The sequence below is a fragment of the Serratia sp. CY27727 genome, assembly GCF_052169275.1.
Lineage (GTDB): Bacteria > Pseudomonadota > Gammaproteobacteria > Enterobacterales > Enterobacteriaceae > Serratia > Serratia sarumanii.
The window spans coordinates 740369-757351 of sequence record NZ_JBJNLB010000002.1 but is presented as its reverse complement, the minus strand read 5'-3'; the positions used below and the strand labels follow the sequence as shown (position 1 = coordinate 757351).

Here is a 16983-nt window from a genome sequence, read left to right as displayed (position 1 = left end):
CCCCTCATGGTCATTTCCTTTTCACCACGGCATTGAACAGATAGGTGGCGAACAGATAGCAGGATTTCTGATAAGACAGCCCCAAATGCTGACGGTAAATCCGCCATTGCCAGTCAGCGGCGCGGATTTTGTTGCCCGACAGCGAATGGGTAGACAATCGGTAACAGGCCAGCGGTTCAGGAATGCAGTAGGCCAGGCCGTTACGCGCCTTCTGCAGCACCGCCAGCCACATCAAATAGTCCTCATGGCCCACTTTTTGCTGATACACCTTGCCGATGCGCTTTTGGTTGTAGATGCCGGTGAGATTGCCGATCCAGTTGCTTTTCAACATGTCCTGATAGCCGATAAGCTCTTCCGCGCCACGGGTGTTTTTGATCAATTTCAGGTCGTCTTCGAAGGTGTAGTAATGGGAACACACCACGTCGTAGCGGCGGGTTTGCAAAATGCTCGCCTGGCGCGACAGCTTGTTGGGGAGCCATACGTCATCGCTGTCGCAGAAGGCGATATAGTCGCCGTTCGCCGCCTCAATGCCGATGTTGCGCGTTTCCGCCACGCCCTGATTATGCTCATTGCGTATATAGGTGAGGCGATCGTGGATAAACGGCCGCACCACCTCGGCAGTATCGTCGGTGGACGCATCATCGATCACATACAGGTGATAATCGGTAAATCGCTGGTTCAGCACGCCTAGAATCGACTCTTTGATAGAGTTCGCGGCATTGTAGGCCGGCATGATTACGGATATCTTTTCCATTTTGTCCTCACTCGGTGAGCTGTTGCCACTGGGGATAAATACGTTCGGGAGAAAAACGGCGAGACTTCTCTAACGCGGCGACAGAAAAGTGCTCGCGCAAACCCGGATCGAGCATCAGTTTGATCACCCCTTCGCTGAAGGCGGCGGCGTCGTCATCGGGCACCAGATAGCCGTTGACGCCGTCGTCTATCAACTCGGCCGGGCCGGTCTTGCAGTCGTAGGCCACCAGCGGCAGGCCGAAACTCATGGCTTCGATCAGCACCATCGGCAATCCCTCATAGCGAGAGGTCATCAAATACAGGCTGGCCTGGCGATAATAGTCCGCCACGTCGGCGGTGGCCGGCAGCAGACTCACCTGCCGCGCCAGCCCGGCGTCTTCAATCTGCCGCAGCAGCGCATCGCGTTCCGGGCCGTCGCCAATAATCAGCAGCCGCCAATCCGGCACCTGCGCCGCCACCCCTCGCCACAGCGCGATCAGACGATCGAAGCCCTTCTGATTGCTCAAGCGCCCCACCGCCAGCGCCACCTTTTGCTGCAGCGCCGGCGTCGGCGCCTGTGTGCGGAACGGCGAAACGTTCTCGATCACCCGACATTTCCCGGCCCCCACCCAGCGCGCGATGGCGTCGCTATCTTGCCGCGTCAGGAAAATCACGCGATCGCTCAGCCGGTAAACCAGCAACTTCAGCCACTTAAATACGCGCGGATACTGGTGAAAGCTGACGTGCTCACTCAACAGCAGCCGGCTGCGGGCACAGAACAAACGCAGGAAAGGCGTCATCACCACCGACAGTTTCCCCATGGAAACGGTAATGATCACGTCCGCGCGTTCACGCCGCAGCGCGAACGCCAGCCGCCACGGCCAGAACAGCGAATCGCCACCGCCGCAGCGCAACCGGACGTCGCTCGCCAGCGGAAAGAAGCTCCGCTCGCCAAACAGCGAAAACACCGCAACCTCGTAACCCGGCAAACGCGCCAGCGCATTGGCCAAACCGCTGGCGACCCGTTCAGTACCGCCCTTGCCCGCCATATTTTCGATAACGATGATTATCTTGCGTGGTTGCATGTCATCTCCTGAATCCCTGGCGCACGTTGCGCAGCAGCCGGCCGCCAACCGAGAACAACCCCAACCGCGCCAGACAATCGCCATACCATTTGATCATCTTGAACTTGCCGCTCAGGCTGTGCCGCACGATGCGCGACGAGTAATAATTGAACGCCTGGGCGTTTTCCGAATACAGCGAGGCCAGCAGATGCTTACAGGCGAATCCGCTGATATGGCGATCGCTGGGGCTGAGGAAGGTATTGATAAAGCGGTCGCTGGCCTCCAGATTAAGCTTCGCCGTCATGCGCCCGTAGCGCCCCACGTCGAGAAACACCCCGCCGCCGGCGTCATGCGCCACTTGCGCGCCCAAATTGGTGGCGTTGACCAGAAAACCCCAATCCTGATGCTTATTGAGAAACTCGGGAAATAAAAAGCGGCGATCGCTTTTTTTACGCATGCTGATGGTGGATGACCGAATATCGCCCATTTCCAGAAAAAGAAAATCTTCGCCGGAAGAACCGGATTTGTAGTGGAAGTTGAAGTCGCGTACCGAATCGCCGCTCACCTCCGCATAGTTGCCGAAGATAATGTCAATCTGGCGATCTTCATGCTTCTTCATACGGCGAATAATATAGTTGGTCGTGAAGTAATCATCGGAGTCGAGGAAAAACACGATCTCCGATTGCGCTAACTTGGTGCCTAAGTTGCGCGATACCGCCGCATTGCTCTTCTGTTTTTTCTCATGCAGCATCACATTGCTATTGGTCGCCGCTATCTGGCGGATAGATTTGATGTCATCCTCGTCAGAGCAATCATCAACCAAAATCACCTGATAGTCGAACCCTTGGCAAGCGTTGAAAATTCGCTTCAGCGTTTTAGGCAGGTAGCGCGAACTATTATAAATAGGGATCACGATAGAGAAATCCATTTCTTAACCCTCCAGCTTAGAATTTATTATTTCTTTTCCACGGCAAAGCAACAATAACGACACGTTAAATACCGGGACCAAAAAATAGGTTTCCGTCAAGGTTGTTAACAGGAAAACCACCACCACCCAGCGCATGAATAGACTCAGCCTGCGCATATTGCCCAACAAGTGAAAATAACAAAAAAGCATGACGACAGAGGCGATGCCGCCGGCCGAATAAAACATGGCGATGAAGAAGAAATCGACTGGCTTATACGGCTCTATATTCATGCCGAACAGCGGATTGGGTAGCCCCACCGCCTGAAACATCTGCCAGGAGAACCAGATCCGGCCGGTCAGCGCCTGGTTCAAGAGCACGTCCAATGCCGGATTGTTCCCCCAGCGTATAACGCTGGCGAATTGAAAGCCGACAATGACCAACGTCAGCGCGATGCAGACTTTTCTGTTGGGGGCGACACGCAGCAGCGGCGCCAGCCAAAACAGCAGCAGCATCAACAACGCCAGCATAAAACAGGTGCGAGAATAGGAATACATCAGCACCGGGAGAATTAACGCCGATACCGCCAACGAAGCGATATTTTTCATTCCACGCGTTAATTTCGCATGGTCGATCAGGCACAGCAGTGTGGCGAACAAGGCAAAAGAATAATACGCCAGGGTATTCGGGTTATCGAACCCCAGCGTTAATCTGTTGCCATAACGTTCATCAAGGTAAACAAACCCATCAGTGTAAAAGGTATAGGGAATAACCACCAGCAACCCTGCCACCACAAAGGTGATGGCAAACATTTCAGCGCCACGCCCCATTTCGATACGACGAAATAAAATTATCACCGCCGTGCTGAATACCGCACCAAACAGATAATCACCATGCCCGGTGGCAATATTCATAAGAAACAGCAGAACCAAAAAACCCGCAACCGCCTTTTCCGCCAGCGTAGCGATAAAAAATGCATAGCCGACATAGAGCAACATCAGGCCATTCAGCCCCAGCACGGCTTTATTAATCAGCTCGCTGTTGAACGATCCCGAGGTCAGGAAGGTTTTCACGAAAAACATCAGCAGGAAGGTCAATACGATGGATTGATTGATCAAATCCCGCGACTGATTATAACCGGCATTGGCATGCATTTGAAAATTGGAGGCGACTCTTTGCATAAGCGTTTACTCAGTAAAATAACTGCCCCATTCCTGCTCAATGTTTTTCGGCATCAGCTTGCTTAGCCCCGCGCCAGGCGTAAATGTCAACTCACCGAAATACACCTTCTCGCCGACCTGGTAGAAATCCACGCGCACATAAGAGAACTGCTGCGCCGTCTGGCGAGCCAAACGTATCATTTCATCCAGCCGCGTAGGGCGCGGCATCGGTTCGTCGGCATTGGGCAAGCTGATACGGATTTCGGTGCGGTTCCAGTCGACATCAAAAATATCGCGCCGATGGGTGCCGAAGCGCTGATAATCCACCTGGATGAACATGCGAATTTCATGATTGTCGTTGAAACAATGAAACTTGATATCGTTCGGCACCTGTTCGCCATCCAGCAACATGCGCTCCACCATGATGCAGGGTTCGATATCCAGATAATGCTTTTCGCGACTCTGCTCATAAAAGTTGCTGCGCATCCACGCGTTGCTGAGATCGTACAACTCCGCGTAGCTAACCTGCCGCTTGTCGAACACCAACCGGTTATAACCGCTGCCGTGGTTGGCCTTCAGCACAAAGGCGTTGGGCAATTGCCTGAACATCTCGTAGCTGAGTTCAGTGCCATGCGCATACAGCTCCACCAGATACTCCTCGCCCCACAGACCGGCGATAAATTCACGTACCTTGAACTTGTCCGACAAGGTGGTGTAGATGCTGCGCGGGTAAATTTTGCGGCGCATGATCTTTTCGCTGAAGCCGGTCGGTTTTGACAGGTGCGGCAGCTTCTTGAAATAGAGCGCGTATTTAACCTGATGGTGCCAGGCATCGGGCAGGCGCTTGGAAATGTTTTTAACCAGGATGTTTAACATGCTCTCTCCTTAATTTGCTGACAAGACGCGGCAGGCAGTAAAAACAGGTCAGCTGCAGTCGGGTAATTTTTCCGCCACGGAATAAACTGTTCAGCACGAAGAACGAAATGAATTCCGCCAGCAGCGTAGACACCGCCGCGCCGATCAGGCCATAGCGCGGGATTAGCAGCAGATTCATCACCACGTTCGCCACAGCCACCAACGGCATCTTGATGGCGATAAAGCGATAGCCGGCGAACAGCACGATGCTGCGGTACGAAACCGTCCCCATGACCGAAAACAGCGAGGTCAGCGTACAGATAGCCAGGATGCTGGCGGCCGGTTGGAAAGCGGCGCCGTACAGCAGCGCAATGGCCGGGTGGGCGAACCACCACAGGCCCAGCAACACCGGCAACGACAGGCCCAGGACCACCAGATATAGCACCCGGATACGGTACTCCTGCTCCAACGGATCGCGGCAGCTGGCAATGCCCGGCATCAACGAGGTGATCAGCGCCATCGGCACGAAAACCCAGCCTTGGCTAAGGGTGGTGGCGGCGCTGAACCAGCCTACCGCCTGCTCGCCGACCAGATTGCCCAGCATGATTTGATCGATGCGGGTATAGATCACTATCGACAGGCTGGAGATGGCCAACGGCAGCCCCACCTTTAGCAAGTAACGGCCGTAGCGCCTGGCCTGGCGCGGCGTAACCCGCGGCGAGGCCGCAGCTTCCCCACGGAATAACCAGAGGCGCACCAGGTAAGGCACGGCGCTGCTGAGGATGTAGGGTACCGCGAACCACACCAGCGGCAGCGCGGCGCTCACCAGCGCCAGCCGCAGCCCGATCGACAGCAGCAGCGCCAGGTTGTTGATCAGCGTATTGCGTTTCGACTGCAGGCGGGCATCGTAATAAATCTTGTACACGTCCTGAATCGAGAAATAGGCGCTGACAAGCAGCAACAGCGTCATCAGTTGGCTGGCGGGCGTTTGGCTGAAATAGCTCCATATCAGTATCGGCAGCGCCACCACCAGGAACAGCCGGCGGCGCAGGCGTATTGACGCCAGCATCAGGCGAATGCCGCTCGGCTGTCGGCGGGCGACGCGGTTGAAAATGATGCTGTCGGCGCCCAACTGCACCAGTGGCACCACGATGGCGATCGTCGCCAACAGATAGTTGAGCGCGCCAAACTGCGCGGGCCCCAGATAGCGCGCAACGTAAATGGAGACGAAGATGCCGGACAGGCTGAGCGAAACGCGTTCGAGCATCAGCCACAGGGCATTGGTGATAATGGCCTTCACCCGCTTACTCCCCTGCCTGCGGGAGCTCTTCCCGATGGCTTGGGTAGGCGAAGTTGTAATAGCTCATGTCGGTTGCCGCCTTCTTCACCATGCCGTTGAGGATCACGCCCTTGATCGTCACCCCATTCTGTTCGAAGCGGCGCATGCTGGTTTCGATCTGCTTGACGGTATTCACCTCAAAGCGCACCACCAGCAGCGAGGTGCCCGCGTGATTGCCGACGATCGCCGCGTCCGTCACCGCCAGAATCGGCGGCGTGTCGATCAGCACCAGATCGTAGTTTTGCCCGGCCCAGCGCAGAAAATCGGCGAAACGGCGGTGCATCAGCAGTTCGGACGGGTTCGGCGGCACCTGGCCGCGCGGCACGAAGTCCAGGTTGGCGATGGCGGTTTTCCGCACCGCCTGTTCCGCCGTCACGTTGCCCACCAGCATGTCGGACAGGCCCTGATGCCCATCATCCGCCAACCAGCGGTGCAGGAAGCCTTTGCGCATATCGGCGTCGATCAACAGCACCCGCTGCCCGGCCTGCGCCACCACCACCGCCAGGTTGGTGCTGGTAAAGCTCTTGCCGCTTTCCGGGCTGGCGCCGGAGACCATCAGAATGTTGTTTTTGGCCTCCATCATGGCGAAATGCAGGCTGGTGCGCAGGCTGCGGATCGCTTCCACCGACAGATCCGTCGGTTCGGCCACCGCCAGGATCGGCAAGCGCCGGCCGCCGGATTTGGGCAGCAAATGACGCTGCTCGCGGTTGCGCTTGACCTGCCACGGCGACAGCGGCACCGTGGCGTAGACGTTGATGCCCCGCTTCTCCAGGGTATCGATATCATTGATGCCGCGATGGAAAGCCGCGCGCAGCAGCACCACCGAGGCGGCGCCTCCCGCCCCCAGCAGCAGCGCCAACAAGACGATCAGCATCTTTTGCGGCTTAATCGGCCGGATAGCGGTTTCCGCTTCGTCGATGATGCGAACGTTGCCCACCGTGCCGGCCTTGCTGATGCTCAGCTCCTGCTGCTTGTTCATCAGCTGCATGTAAACCTGCTGATCCACCTGCACGTCGCGGGTGAGGCGCAGGATCTCCTGCTGCATTTTCGGCAGCGTCTGCACCTGTTTACCCAGCCGCGCCTTTTCCGCCTCCAGCGTGGCGCGCTTTTCCAGCAGCGCCCGGTAAGCCGGGTGCGCGCGGGTATAGAGCTTGGAGATCTCCGCTTCCTTGAAGGTCAGCTCATTGAGCTGGGCTTCGAGCTGCACCTGAGTATCCAGCACCGATTTGGCTTCCAGCGACAGATCCACCGAGTCGTTTTGCTGGCGGAACTGATTGAGCTGGGTTTCGGCATTGTTCAGCGAGGTTTGCGTTTGCGGCAATTGTTCTTGCAGGAACGCCAGCATGCGCTGCGCCTCTTCCGTTTTGCGGTCCACGTTCTGTTGCAGGTAGTTGTCGGTGATGTTCTTCAGCATCGCCTCGGCGCTCTGCGGATCTTCGCTCGGCAGCGTAAAGGCCATGATGCCGCTGTCCTTGCCGCCCGGTACCACGTCCAGGTATTTGCGCAGATCGTCCACCGCTTCTTGACGCGCGACTTTGACCACGGTAAAGCTGGCGCCCGGCGCCGCGTCCAGCGCCGAGACGGTCATGTTCCAACCGCCCTGCGCCACCGGCTGCCCGACCACGCCGCTGAACAGTTTGTCGCCGTCATGGCTCAATTCGTAATGCTGCCCGTCGCGCACCGTCAGCGTCAGCGCTTCGCCCTGCATGTCCGCCGGCGTCGTCAGCGTGGTGATGTTCAGCACCGGCGGCTTTTCACCGCTCAACCGGGCAAGGCCTTTGCCGAACACCGGGAAATAGTCCGGGCTGACGCGCACCGTCAGGCCGAGGGCGTCCACCGTTTTGCCGAGCACGTAGCGTGACTTGGCCAGCGTCACCTCATCCTGCGTCGCCGAGCTTTGCCCCATCGTGCTGTCCAGCGTTTCACGCAGCAGCGAATCGCCGGACAGCTGCTTCTCCACCTGCACCACCGCCGTGGCCTGATACACCGGGGTGGCCAACAGGGCGTAGGCGACGCCCAGCACGCCGGCCAAACCGGTCACGACGGCGATCCGCCAACGGTTATCCCACAGCGGCCCGATCAGCCGCTCCCACTCCAGCTTTTCATCTTGTTCGGCCACCATCACGGACAGCGCATTGTTTTTCATCTTCTGTTCCTTATTCACCCTGCGGAGTTACCAGTTGCGCACGCGCAAGGTAGCCTCGCTGAGATCGTTAAAGCTGCTGATGGTCGGCACCAGCTGGCTGATCAAACGGTTCCAGCGCGCGATCGGCGCCGCAGTGACGTACACGACGTCGTAAGGTTGCAGCTGAAATTCAGCGCCCATCGCCAGCGCGCTGGCGTCGGAGAGATCGAACTGATACAGCGTCGCCAGCCGCTGCGGCGTTTTACCGCCGCTCGGCCGGATCACGAACACCCCGGTCGCATCCGCCACCGTCTGGCTGATCCCTTCGGAAGATCCGAGGGCTTCGGTCAGGGTCATGCCGCTGCGATCCATCTTCAGCGTCGCTTGCTTGCCCACCTCGCCCATCACGAACACTTTCAATTCGTCATTGCGCGGGATGTAGAGGATGTCGCCCGGCTGCAGCAGCGCGTTCTGGCTGATGTCGCCACGCTGCATCAGCGCCTGCAGCGAAATAGCCCGCTCTTTGCCCTGATGGGTCAGCACCACGTTGCGCCAGTCGGCGTTGTCCGTCAGGCCGCCTGCGGCGTTGATCGCGTCCAGAATGGTCAACGGCACGTTGGTGATCGCCTGTTGGCCGGAGGTTTTCACTTCGCCGGTCACGTAGGCCTTCTGCGAACGAAAAGCGGCGATGCTGACGTCCACCTGCGGGCTTTCCACGTACTGCGCCAGACGGCCGGCGATCAGGCTGCGTACTTCGGTGACGGTCTTGCCCACCACCGCCACTCGCCCGATATAGGGATAAAAGATCGTGCCATCTGCATGCACCCAGTTGCCGGTATCGCTGGCGCTGCGGTACTGCCCGGCCGGCGTGGTCAACTCGGGGTGATCCCAGACGGTGACGTTCAACACGTCGCCGACGCCGATGCGGTATTGATAGTTCTGCAACCGCTGATCCAGCGCCGGATTCGGCCGGGCGACCGGTTCTACGCGCCGCATTTTCTGCAGCAGCATCGGCGACATGCGGTAAACCTGCACCTGGTCATTCAAATCGAAGTCGTCGTCCTGCTGCACGACGATGGCTTTTCCGCTGGTCGGTAAATGTGAGCCGGGGACCACCGTACACCCGCTCAACAACGCGGAGGTGAAGGCCAACGGCATCAAAAGAGGCAAATGAAAATTCATGGAAGTACCGTGATAAGCGGGCTGCTGCCGCAGCCCGTGAGGGGATTAACGGCCGACGGTCGGATTATCGCTGAACACCGTCGCCTGACGCGGTTCGCGCAACATGGCGAAATAACCGCAGAAACAAAACAGAAACGCCACCAGCATCAGGCTTTCCTGCAGCTGCAACACTTCGCTGCAAATGCCGACGCAGGCCAGCGTCACCGCCAGCATGGTGCTCATCGCCAGCGTCTGGCGCGCATTGAGCCCGCGACGCATCAGAATGTGATGCAAATGATCGCGGCCCGCTTTGAAGGGGCTTTGACGGCGCAACAGGCGGCGCACCATCACGGTCACCATGTCCATCAGCGGAATGGCAATCAGCCACAGCGCGGTGACCGGGCGCATTACCGCCTGCGGCCCCTGAGTCGCCAGCAACACCAGCCACAGCACGCTGAAGCCGATCACCATGCTGCCGGCGTCCCCCATAAAGATCTTGTTGCGCGCGCCGAACAGGCTCAGGTTGAACAGCAGATAAGCCGCCAGCGCAGCGATCAGGCCCAGGCACCACAGCGCCAGATCTTCCCGGCCGCCCAATCCGAACACGATGGCCAATGCAACGAAGGTAACGCAGGACAAAGCGCCCAGTTGCCCGTCGATGCCATCCACCATGTTGTAGGCGTTGATCGCTCCCCATACCGCCAGCGGCGTAAGCAGCAACGCGCCATAGCCGAGCATCACTTCCTGATGCCCCCAGACATAGCCCAATGAGGAAAGCTGCATCCCTGCCGCCAGCATCATCGCCAGCGCGATCCCTCCCTGCACCATGACGCGCGGCGCCACGGGCAGATCAAAGCGGTCATCCAGCACGCCCAATACCACCAGCGCCGTAATGCACAGCAGATAGACGGTGCTGTCGGGCAGCCAGGCGGGTTGCCACAGCGTCATCAGCATCAGCGTCAGGTATACGGCGATGCCGCCGACCAGCGGAATATGTCCCAGATGTTGCTTGCGCGCATTGGGCTTATCCACCAATCCCACCGTCAAGGCGGCCCGGCGGGCAATAAGCACCCAGGCGACCGCCAGCACAAATATCACGCTCAGTTGATATAACATCGTTCCTCCAGCGAATAAGCACGCTACCGCCCTTGAGTTACAGCTCCCAATGCGCTATTAACAAAAACAAAATTGATCCGGCCAGGATATAAGTCAGCATGAGTTAATCCTGAAAAATACAGATTTATCCGCTTGTCGGCGGAAATACGTAAATAACGTCAGCGTGCGGTTAAGTTATCTATCAGAAAACTCATGTTTAATGGTTCTTTCGATTGCCGAATCAAGTTCAACCGGCGCCACGAAATTATTTTGCACATTACTTTTAAATTGCGTTCTGGCGCAGAATTTCTGCACTCTGACGCGGCTGATTGGGAATTTTTTACGACTTATTTTACTCACGACATCCAATGCGGTCGCCCCGCATATGCCCACCACATAAGGAATGCGAATCGTCTTATTTTCTCTGCCCAGCGAGGAGGAAATAACGTCGACCAATTGATTCATCGTAAAGTCCGGTTTATCGACGTAGTTGCTGACCTGATAACTTGACTGCTGGTCCAACGCATGTTCCAGTCGCGCGGCAATATTCTCAACGTAAGCCATCGACTTCATATTATTGCCGCTGCCAATCATCACGAATCGGCCGCTGGCGATCTGGCGGAACAGGTTATACACATTGCCGCGGTTGCCTTCACCGAATACCACCGTCGGGCGGATGATGGTCAATTTGTTTGCGCTATCCGCCTTGCGCCACGCTTCATAAACGTATTCCGCTTCGAGCTTGGACTTGCCGTAATGGTTGAAGGGATCGAAACGTCCCCCTTCATCGGTTTCCTGCTCGACGAACCCGTAAACGGCCACCGAGGAAGTGAAAATGATTTGGCGGATATTCAAGGCGGAGGCGGTCATGCAGACATGGCGTGCACCTTCGACATTGACCTGATAATAGAGCGAAATAGGATCGACGTTGTCCTGATGCTCCGCCGCCAGATTAATGATGGCGTCACAGCCCGCCAGCGGTTCTTGCAGGGTCTGGGGCTGCGTCACGTCGCCATACTGATAGAGCGCCGGAAAATGCGCGCTGGGTTGCTTGTCAACGATGACCAACGTCAGATCATCGCGCGCACTGAGACGTTTTGCCAGGCGTGTTCCGATAAAACCGGAACCCCCGATAATAGCTACTTTACGCTTATCCATAATTTGTCACTCAGCAGGTTCTCATTATTCCTGTCACCTCGATGGAAACAGGACGCTAATATGCGTTAGGTAATGAGTTCCAGACTGGACAAATCAAACCTGGCTTTCAAATAACAAATAATGAAATAAAAGATTTCATCAAATGTAAAATTATCGCTAAAGATAAAACCTCATTCAGCGCTAATTTTTAACATCGTAAGCAACTTGATATTGCAAGGTTTTGTTCGGCAATATGAGATTAATCCGACCTTTACCCGGCGTAGAAGAAGTCTCATATTTTACCGGCAACTTAAGCTGCCCTTGCTTAGGGTCGACACATTCGATGGTCGCCTGCTCCATGCTCTCGCCCTGGTACAGGCAGAGCAGGGTTTGCGGGCTGTTGGTATGGGGATTATTCAGCGTCAGCGTCAACACCACGCGCGTGTTGTTCTGAATATCATTGATCACCGGTGGACGAGTTTGGTTGCCGAGCACATATGAAAAATGTGAAATAACCAGCAACGAAGCGAATACCGTCAGATATTTCACTACGCGGCTGGCGGGCATGCTGAAAAAGCGCCGCACCGTCGTCGACTTTTTTTCACGCGTGGGTTCGTGGGCTGACTCTACCGTTGCAACAGGCGCAGCCACCAGCGTCGATTTACGCGGCTTATCTATTTTTTCATCGTTTGTTTCAGACGACTCACTTTCATTTTCAGAAAGTTCCGCTTGAATATCAACGCCAATATTTTCATCGCCATTTAATATATCATCATCAGCGTAGCCCTCATCCTCGGATATAAAGTGAAAAGCCGCTTGATTTTCCACCTTGTAACCCAAACGGGGAATGGTTCTGATAAGCGTATGTTCCGTGTCGCTAATTTTTTGGCGAATAGATTTAATTGTTTGATTTATCGTTGAATCTGAGCAGTAAGTTCCTTTCCAGATATTTTCTATAATTTCCGTTCGTGTAACCAGCTCTGGCGATCTGGCGACAAGCAGCGAAAGAATTTGATACTCCTTCCAACGCAGACGAAATTTCTCCCCGGCAGGAGTCAGAACATCGAGATTCCTAATCTTTATTCTTTTATCAAGATTCACTTTTAATTTCCTTAGCGTGCCTGTCCTGCACACTTTGTATAGAAATATCAAAAAATGTTCAAGAAATTAAATGTAAACTCAACAGGTTGCATTCATCGGATATTGGCCTTTATAAAAATTTTCTGATTTCATTTTTTACATTAGGCCTTATTAAGGATGTTCCGTTTACCCAAATGACTCTTTTTCCCTGCTGGCAACATGGATTTCTTTCATGGCTACCGTAAAATTCAAATGATCACCTCATTGATTTAAAAAGGAAAAACTAGCGGTGTTGTTAGATTGTTAATCGAATAAAATTGTGAAATTTCATTCTTACCCGTGAATTCATTGTGTTTTTCCACCTAATCTGATTGTCAGATAGACTACAAAAAGCCGGAAGAAACAGAATGAGAGTTATCTGATTTAACCCCGTTACACATTCCACTCAGTGCGTGCAGCATCTATGACAAAATCCTATTACTGATTTTATAACAATCGCACTAATTATGCCTTACCGTCCCGGAAATTTCATTTAATCTGCGGAAAGATATTAACGCCTTAATGTAAGAATACTCTCAATAAAACGGAAAAAACGTACAAATAATATAATCCGTTTTGGCGAAAATATTCCCACATTGAGAGATAGTGCTATAAAAAAAGAAAAAAACGGCAAGCGGAGATGAGAATTTTACCTAAAGACAGAAAATTTCACTGAGGAGGCGAGGAGAGATGACTCGGAATGAGCGAAATATCCCTCCCCTGCCGGGAGGGATTGAGAAAGACGTTTGATACTCAGGATTTTTTCTTGCGGCCATACACCGCCCAGGTGATCACCACGCACAAGATATAGAACACCAGGAATACTTTCATTGCCCCCGCCGGCGAACCGGTCAACGCCAGCGAGGTGCCGAATGCCTGGGGAATGAAGAAGCCGCCGGCGGCGCCGATCGCCGAGATAAAGCCCAATGCGGCGGCGGAGTCCGTCACCGCTTCACGCTGCGCGCTCTCGTCGCTGCCGCCGGCCGCTTTCACACGATCGACAGTGATTTTACGGAAAATGACGGCGATCATTTGGAAAGTCGACCCGCTGCCCAGCCCCGCAGTGAGGAACAGCACCATAAAGATGCCGTAGAAGGCGATGAACGAACCGCCCTCACCCGCCGTCGGCAAGGTCAGGAACAGCAGCGCGGCGAATACGGCCATCACCACAAAGTTGATCAGCGTCACCCGCACGCCGCCGAAACGGTCAGACAGCGCGCCGCCGACCGGCCGCGCCAGCGCACCGAGGAACGGGCCGAAGAATGCGTAATGCAGGATCACGATGTCCGGGAATTGCGTCTTCGACAGCATGGCGAAACCGGCGGAGAAACCGATGAAAGAACCGAAGGTCGCAAGATACAGCAAACTCAGCATCCACAAATGCCCACGCTTGAGCACCGGCAGTTGCTGGCGCAGCGAGGCCTTGGCCGCCGCCAGATCGTTCATGCCGAACCAAGCCGCCAGGGTGGCAACCAGCAGGAAAGGCACCCAGACCCAAGCGGCGTTTTCCAGCCACAGCTGCCCCCCCTCCGCCTGATTTTGCGCCGTGCCGCCAAACAGGCCGAACAGGCTGAAAGAAATTGCCAGCGGCGCGACCAGCTGCATGACGCTGACGCCCAGATTTCCCAACCCGCCGTTGAGCCCTAACGCGCCGCCCTGACGCGCTTTCGGGAAGAAGAAGCTGATGTTGGCCATGCTGGAGGCAAAGTTGGCGCCGGCGAAGCCGCACAGCAGGGAAATGATGACGAACACGCTGTACGGCGTGCTGCTGTCTTGCACCGCGAACCCCAGCCACAAGCACGGCACCAGCAGGAAGCAGGTGCTGATGGCGGTCCAGCGACGGCCGCCAAACAGCGGGATCACGAATGAATACGGCACGCGTAAAATAGCGCCCGACACCGACGGCAGCGCCGTCAGGAGGAACAGCTGGTCGGTGGTGAAGTTGAAGCCCACCTTGTTCAGGTTGACCGCGACGGCGCTGAACAGCATCCAGACGCAGAAGGCCAGCAGCAGGCAGGGAATGGAAATCCACAGGTTGCGGGTGGCGATGCGATGGCCACGCTGCTGCCAAAAGGCGCTGTCTTCAGGACGCCAGTCCTGAATCAGCGCACCGGTTTTCTTTGATGAAGGCGTTGCAAGTTGCGACATAAAAACCTCAGACACGGGGGATCATTCTGCACACCCTAGGGGGCGGCCCCGGCGGCAAAGTTGATGTATATCAACCCGAATGCAAGTAGTTGGCGGCGCAAATAGCGCCTTCATCCCCTTAGGGGTACGCCCCGAATAAAAATTAAATCAATTTAAATCAATGCATTAAAAAACATCACGCCGCTAATCTCACCGCTTCGCCGTCCCGCAGGAAACTAATGGGTACTTCATTCGAGGTATGGGGTTATGCTCAGGGATAATCAAAAATACGGCTGAATCGTTACTTGTTTACCCCGTCGCCGCCTTCTCCCCCTGAGTTTCAGCGGCGCCAAATGCCAGGAACCCGCGCTTATGAAACGCCTGTTGGCCCCGCTTTCGATCGTGAATCAGGTCGCCCTGCTGATGTTGCTGTCGGGCATTCTGGGCGTGGCCGGCATGGGGATTTCCGCCTGGATGTCGCAGAGCATTCAGGGCAATGCGCACGCCATCAACAAGGCCGGCTCACTGCGTATGCAAAGCTACCGTCTGCTGGCGCAGGTGCCGCTGGATGAACGGCATGAAGCGTTGATTCGCGAACTGGAGCGCGACGAAAACAGCCCCGACCTGCAGCGCTCGGTGGAGCAGGAAGGGTTGACGCAACCTTTCGACGCCTTGCGCGACTACTGGCAACAGACCCTGCAACCACGCCTGCGCAGCGCGCAGCGCCCGGCCGACGCCGCGCCGCAGGTGGCGCACTTCGTGCAGCTGCTGGATAAGCTGGTGTCGGATATCGACAGGCAAACCGAGCGCCGCCTGCTGATGGTGACGCTGGTGCAGGCCGGCTTCATCGCGCTGACCCTGCTGCTGCTGATCGGCACCACCTGCTACCTGCGCCGCCGATTGCTGCATCCGTGGCGACAGCTGGTGGAAATGGCGCTGGCGGTGGGTCGCGGCGATTTTAGCCGCCGCTTCGCGCAGCGCGGGCACCAGGATGAAATGGCGTCGCTCGGCGGCGCGTTGAACACCATGTCTGACGAACTGTCGGCCACCTACAGCGGGCTGGAGCAGCGCGTGGCCGAGAAGACCGCCGACCTGCAGCAAAAGAATCAGGTGCTGAGCTTCCTTTATCGCGCCAGCCGCCTGCTGCACGCCAGCGAGCCGCTGTGCAGCCGCCTGACGCCGCTGCTCAACCAGCTGCAAACCCTGACGCCGCTGCGCGCCATTCAGGTGCGACTGTATGAAAACGACAGCCGGGAACCGCTGCTGCAGCTGAGCGGCAACCAGCCGCTGCGGCCGGAGCATTGCCACAACCCGGTGTGCAGCGCCTGCCTGAACGACAGCGACCGCCAGCATCCCGACAATCCGTCGCTGAGCTGGAGCCTGAGCGACAAGCTCGGCGACTACGGCGTGATCGTGGCGCAGCATGCGCCGCAACAGCCGCTGAACGATGAGCACCGCCAGCTGATCAACACCCTGGTGGAGCAGCTGACCAGCGTGCTGGCCATCGAGCGTCAGGTCGACCATCAGCAGCAGCTGATGCTGATGGAAGAACGGGCGGCGATCGCCCGCGAGCTGCACGACTCCATCGCCCAATCGCTTTCCTGCCTGAAAATGCAAATCGCCTGCCTGCAGATGCAGGGCGAAACGCTCTCTTCCGCCAGCCAGGCGCTGGTGCAGCAGATGCGCGAAGAGCTGAACGGCGCTTATCGCCAGCTGCGCGAGCTGTTGACCACCTTCCGCCTGCAACTGACCGAACCGGGCCTGCTGGCGGCGCTGCAATCGACGGTGGCGGAGTTCAATCCCAAACTGGGCCTGACCATCAGCCTCGATTACCAACTGGGGCCACGCACGGTGCCGGCTTACCAGGCCATTCACCTGCTGCAGATCGCCCGCGAGGCGCTCAGCAACATCCTTAAGCATGCCGCCGCCAGCGAGGTGAGCATTCAGGTCATCAACAAGCGGGGCGAAGTGACCCTGAGCGTATGCGACAACGGACGCGGCCTGCCGGCCGAGACGTCTCGCCCCGACCATTACGGCTTGATCATCATGCGCGATCGCGCCAAGAGCCTGCATGGCCGCTGCGATATTTTACCGCGCAGCGGCGGCGGCACCGAGGTGCGGGTCAGCTTCACGCCGGATAACCACGCCATCGACTAACGGAGAC

Annotated in this window: 13 protein-coding genes; 1 reads left to right on the top strand and 12 read right to left on the bottom strand. The window is 56.4% G+C overall.

From position 1 onward, the window contains the following. Nucleotides 1-10: 10 nt before the first annotated feature. From ACJ8HB_RS08505 to ACJ8HB_RS08450, 12 genes are all read right to left on the bottom strand, one after another. Nucleotides 11-754 carry a glycosyltransferase family 2 protein gene (locus tag ACJ8HB_RS08505; protein ID WP_033634927.1) on the bottom strand — a complete coding sequence of 248 codons (744 nt, stop codon included), beginning with the start codon at nucleotides 752-754 and terminating at the stop codon, nucleotides 11-13. Nucleotides 755-761: 7 nt separating this feature from the next. Then, a complete protein-coding gene (locus tag ACJ8HB_RS08500) occupies nucleotides 762-1817 on the bottom strand; it encodes a glycosyltransferase family 4 protein (RefSeq protein ID WP_094859907.1) in 1056 nt (351 codons plus the stop codon). 1 nt (nucleotide 1818) lies between these two features. Then, complete coding sequence (locus ACJ8HB_RS08495) at nucleotides 1819-2724, bottom strand: glycosyltransferase family 2 protein (protein WP_033647723.1); 906 nt, start codon at nucleotides 2722-2724, stop codon at nucleotides 1819-1821. A 3-nt stretch (nucleotides 2725-2727) separates the two neighbouring features. Beyond that, the gene (locus ACJ8HB_RS08490) at nucleotides 2728-3882 is read right to left on the bottom strand and encodes a hypothetical protein (protein ID WP_094859908.1); all 1155 of its coding nucleotides are present in this window, start codon (nucleotides 3880-3882) and stop codon (nucleotides 2728-2730) included. A gap of 6 nt (nucleotides 3883-3888) precedes the next feature. Further along, complete coding sequence (locus ACJ8HB_RS08485) at nucleotides 3889-4737, bottom strand: ATP-grasp fold amidoligase family protein (RefSeq protein WP_048321684.1); 849 nt, start codon at nucleotides 4735-4737, stop codon at nucleotides 3889-3891. Further along, nucleotides 4718-6016, bottom strand: a complete 1299-nt coding sequence (locus ACJ8HB_RS08480) for a flippase (protein ID WP_039565578.1) — start codon at nucleotides 6014-6016, stop codon at nucleotides 4718-4720. The genes ACJ8HB_RS08485 and ACJ8HB_RS08480 overlap by 20 nt, the downstream gene beginning before the upstream one ends. A 4-nt stretch (nucleotides 6017-6020) precedes the next feature. Next, the gene (locus tag ACJ8HB_RS08475; protein WP_033634933.1) at nucleotides 6021-8201 is read right to left on the bottom strand and encodes a polysaccharide biosynthesis tyrosine autokinase; all 2181 of its coding nucleotides are present in this window, start codon (nucleotides 8199-8201) and stop codon (nucleotides 6021-6023) included. 27 nt (nucleotides 8202-8228) lie between these two features. Continuing rightward, the gene (locus ACJ8HB_RS08470) at nucleotides 8229-9362 is read right to left on the bottom strand and encodes a polysaccharide export protein (RefSeq protein WP_033647730.1); all 1134 of its coding nucleotides are present in this window, start codon (nucleotides 9360-9362) and stop codon (nucleotides 8229-8231) included. A gap of 45 nt (nucleotides 9363-9407) precedes the next feature. Beyond that, entirely contained in the window at nucleotides 9408-10457 is a 1050-nt protein-coding gene (wecA, locus tag ACJ8HB_RS08465) for a UDP-N-acetylglucosamine--undecaprenyl-phosphate N-acetylglucosaminephosphotransferase (RefSeq protein WP_047571565.1), read from the bottom strand. A 174-nt stretch (nucleotides 10458-10631) separates the two neighbouring features. Continuing rightward, complete coding sequence (locus ACJ8HB_RS08460; protein WP_033634936.1) at nucleotides 10632-11594, bottom strand: NAD-dependent epimerase/dehydratase family protein; 963 nt, start codon at nucleotides 11592-11594, stop codon at nucleotides 10632-10634. A gap of 180 nt (nucleotides 11595-11774) precedes the next feature. Continuing rightward, complete coding sequence (locus ACJ8HB_RS08455; protein WP_033653666.1) at nucleotides 11775-12674, bottom strand: winged helix-turn-helix domain-containing protein; 900 nt, start codon at nucleotides 12672-12674, stop codon at nucleotides 11775-11777. 771 nt (nucleotides 12675-13445) lie between these two features. After that, nucleotides 13446-14840, bottom strand: a complete 1395-nt coding sequence (locus ACJ8HB_RS08450) for a NarK family nitrate/nitrite MFS transporter (protein ID WP_047571564.1) — start codon at nucleotides 14838-14840, stop codon at nucleotides 13446-13448. 351 nt (nucleotides 14841-15191) lie between these two features. On the opposite strand from ACJ8HB_RS08450, the gene narX reads away from it, so the two are divergent. After that, nucleotides 15192-16976 carry a nitrate/nitrite two-component system sensor histidine kinase NarX gene (gene narX, locus ACJ8HB_RS08445; RefSeq protein WP_033647735.1) on the top strand — a complete coding sequence of 595 codons (1785 nt, stop codon included), beginning with the start codon at nucleotides 15192-15194 and terminating at the stop codon, nucleotides 16974-16976. Nucleotides 16977-16983 lie beyond the last annotated feature (7 nt).